3 protein-coding genes and 1 pseudogene are annotated in these 3,156 nt (G+C 45.4%); 1 reads left to right on the top strand and 3 read right to left on the bottom strand.

Annotation, left to right across the window (positions count from 1 at the left end; all coding sequences use genetic code 11):
• Positions 1–500 precede the first annotated feature (500 nt).
• The 3 genes and pseudogenes from P7J36_RS02570 to P7J36_RS02560 form a co-directional block, all read right to left on the bottom strand.
• Positions 501–995 carry a DUF536 domain-containing protein gene (locus P7J36_RS02570; protein WP_012774919.1) on the bottom strand — a complete coding sequence of 165 codons (495 nt, stop codon included), beginning with the start codon at positions 993–995 and terminating at the stop codon, positions 501–503.
• Between the two features lie 169 nt (positions 996–1,164).
• Positions 1,165–1,542 (bottom strand): annotated as a pseudogene (locus tag P7J36_RS02565) (family 1 glycosylhydrolase); the annotation flags it as partial.
• Positions 1,464–1,664, bottom strand: a complete 201-nt coding sequence (locus P7J36_RS02560; protein ID WP_408551212.1) for a family 1 glycosylhydrolase — start codon at positions 1,662–1,664, stop codon at positions 1,464–1,466. The pseudogene P7J36_RS02565 and the gene P7J36_RS02560, both read right to left, overlap by 79 nt.
• Before the next feature lie 177 nt (positions 1,665–1,841).
• Here P7J36_RS02560 and aao point away from each other — a divergent pair, with 177 nt between their 5' ends.
• The gene (gene aao / locus P7J36_RS02555) at positions 1,842–3,017 is read left to right on the top strand and encodes an aminoacetone oxidase (protein ID WP_408551210.1); all 1,176 of its coding nucleotides are present in this window, start codon (positions 1,842–1,844) and stop codon (positions 3,015–3,017) included.
• The last annotated feature ends 139 nt before the right edge of the window (positions 3,018–3,156 follow it).

Below are 3,156 nucleotides of genomic sequence, written 5' to 3'. Positions count from 1 at the left end.
ATCCCCAGACTGTACCTCGCTTTCTTATTTCCAGGCTCGGGCTGAAACAGTCTATCCCCAGACTGTACCTCGCTTTCCTATTTCCAAGCTCGGGCTGAAACAGTCTATCCCCAGACTGTACCTCGCTTTCCTATTTCCAGGCTCGGGCTGAAACAGTCTATCCCCAGACTGTACCTCGCTTTCTTATTTCCAGGCTCGGGCTGAAACAGTCTATCCCCAGACTGTACCTCGCTTTCCTATTTCCAAGCTCGGGCTGAAACAGTCTATCCCCAGACTGTACCTCGCTTTCCTATTTCCAGGCTCGGGCTGAAACAGTCTCTTCCCAGACTGTTTCACTCCCCCGGACCTTTATTCGCTCTCTTGTTTCCAAGCTCATGATAAAAAGGTCCCCCGGACCTTTATTCGCTCTCTTGTTTTCAAGCTCATGATAAAAAGGTCCCCCGGACCTTTATTCGCTCTCTTGTTTTCAAGCTCATGATAAAAAGGTCCCCCGGACCTTTTTATTTCCCAAACAAACGTGCAAAGAAGCCTTTAGCTTGCACTTCTTCTGCCTGTGCTTTAACTTCGTCCAATTCCAACTTGAGAACTTCCTTATCGGCCATAGCTTTTAGTGTCAATTGCTGTTGCTGATCCAACTGTTTATCCTTCTCAGCAATCTGCACATCTTTGACCTTGAGTTGTTCATCTTTTTCGGCAAGTTGCTTATCTTTGGCTTTTAATTGACTATATAAGCGGATGATTTCAGCATTTTTCTCGTCAACTAAAATTTCCATCAATTCACGATGCTTGACTTCATCGCTAATCGGCTCATCTTCAAAAATGGTTGTTTTGTAGATTTCCTCCAACTTAATCAAGCCAGCACGGTTTACAACGGTCACACCCTTGTCATTTTTATCTACAAATTCTTCAGGAAGTGATTTGACACGATTATTCATAGCCTGCCGGCTCACTCCTAAAATTTCAGCTAACTCACTGACTGTTTTTTCGATTCCCATAATATCCTCGGTACTTACATTTCTCATAGTTTGTATCATTAAAATATTACCACAGAACCCTATCCCTGTCAAATCTAGGGGAATTTTCTTACCAAGCATTAGTGGATAATCACAAACGTCAAAAGCATCTTATCTCAATGCAATGTTATGCAGAAACGAAATATACATTCTATCTAATAAAACCATTTTTAGCACTCACTTGCTTGAACCAATATCCAGATTTTTTGACAGTACGCTTCTGAGTTTGGAGGTCAAGCAAGACCAAGCCGTATCGGTTTTTATAGGCATTTAACCAAGACCAGCAGTCAATAAAGGTCCAGACCATATAGCCCTTACAGTTCGCCCCTTCATCAATACCTCGATGGAGCTGAATCAAATGGTCTTCCATGAAGTTAATCCGATAGTCATCCTGAATCATGCCATTTTCTTCAAAAACATCTTCCCCCTCAACTCCCATGCCGTTCTCAGTTACCAACCATTCAATATTTCCATAGTTTTCCTGGATATTTTTGGCAATGTCATACAGCCCTTCTTCGTAAATTTCCCATAATCCCAGTTATTCCACCCCTTTCCATCACCAGCTACGCTTCCCTCACTTTGAGGACCTGAAGTGGAGGATCCCCACAAAAAACCTTCTGGAAAACGATACTCTCTTTGCTCGCCTGTCATGCTACCACCTATTTTCCTTTAATTTACAGATTGGACATCTAATAAAAACTAGACTTCCTCAGTTTCATTATACTCCCTTCACTCTGCAATCGTCCTCTGCTATCTCAAGGAAAAACTCCACAAATCATAGCAAAGACTCAAACTACTTTCTTGATGAAAATATGATACAATAAAGGCATGAATACAGTAGATACTATTATTATCGGAGCGGGGCCTGCTGGCATGATGGCTGCGATTTCTTCCAGCTTTTACGGCAAGAAGACCTTGCTCCTCGAAAAAAACAAGCGTTTGGGCAAGAAACTATCTGGCACAGGTGGCGGACGTTGCAATGTGACCAACAACGGCACCTTGGAAGACCTGCTGGCTGGCATTCCTGGAAATGGCCGCTTTCTATACAGCGTCTTTTCTCAGTTTGACAACCATGACATCATGAATTTCTTTCAGGAAAACGGGGTCAAGCTCAAGGTCGAGGACCACGGCCGTGTCTTTCCAATCACCGACCGCTCCCAGACCATTATCAAATGCCTGGAGATGAAGATGCTGGAAAATGGCGTGGACATCCGTACAGGGACTGAAGTGGTTTCCGTCCGCAAGATTGACGACCTCTTCCATGTCAAGACCAGCGAGGAGACTTTTACAGCTCCCCAGCTGATTGTCACCACTGGTGGCAAGACCTATCCTTCCACTGGCTCGACTGGCTTTGGTCACGACATTGCCCGCCACTTCAAGCTGGAAGTCACAGAGATTGAAGCCGCAGAAAGCCCCGTTCTGACCGACTTCCCCCACAAGAAGCTTCAAGGCATTTCCCTGGACGACGTCACTCTGACCTACGGCAAGCACGTCATCACCCACGACCTGCTCTTTACCCACTTTGGCCTGTCGGGACCTGCTGCCCTTCGGCTGTCTAGTTTTGTCAAAGGCGGCGAAACCGCATTTCTCGATGCTCTGCCGACCCATTCTGAACAAGATTTGTTTGAACATTTAGAAGCCAACAGGGAAAAATCCGTCAAGAACGCCCTTGGTGAACTCATGCCAGACCGCCTAGCAGACTTTTTCGCTGAAAACTACGATAGCAAGGTTAAGCAAGTTTCTCAAAAAGACCTGGCTGAACTGGTCTCTCTCCTCAAAGCCCTGCCTATCAAGATTACAGGCAAGATGTCCCTGGCCAAGTCCTTTGTGACCAAGGGTGGCGTTGACCTCAAGGAAATCAATCCAAAAACCTTGGAAAGCAAGAAAGTCCCAGGCCTTCACTTTGCAGGAGAGGTCTTGGACATCAACGCCCACACCGGTGGCTTCAACATTACTTACTGTCTGGCAACTGGCTGGGTGGCAGGAAGTTCCTACTCTTCGTAAATCAAACTCAGACGTTGTTGACTTGATTTGATGAGTGTAAAGCTCCAGTGGAGCTTTACAGCCTGCTACCTAAAAATAAAAGGTAGCAACGTTCTATCTACATCTAGTGCCACGAACTTTGTTCGCCTTATCTCCAACC

The organism is Streptococcus suis (assembly GCF_046032115.1).
Lineage (GTDB): Bacteria > Bacillota > Bacilli > Lactobacillales > Streptococcaceae > Streptococcus > Streptococcus suis_AJ.
The sequence above is the reverse complement of the archived record's forward strand: the minus strand, read 5'-3'. Positions and strand labels throughout refer to the sequence as shown.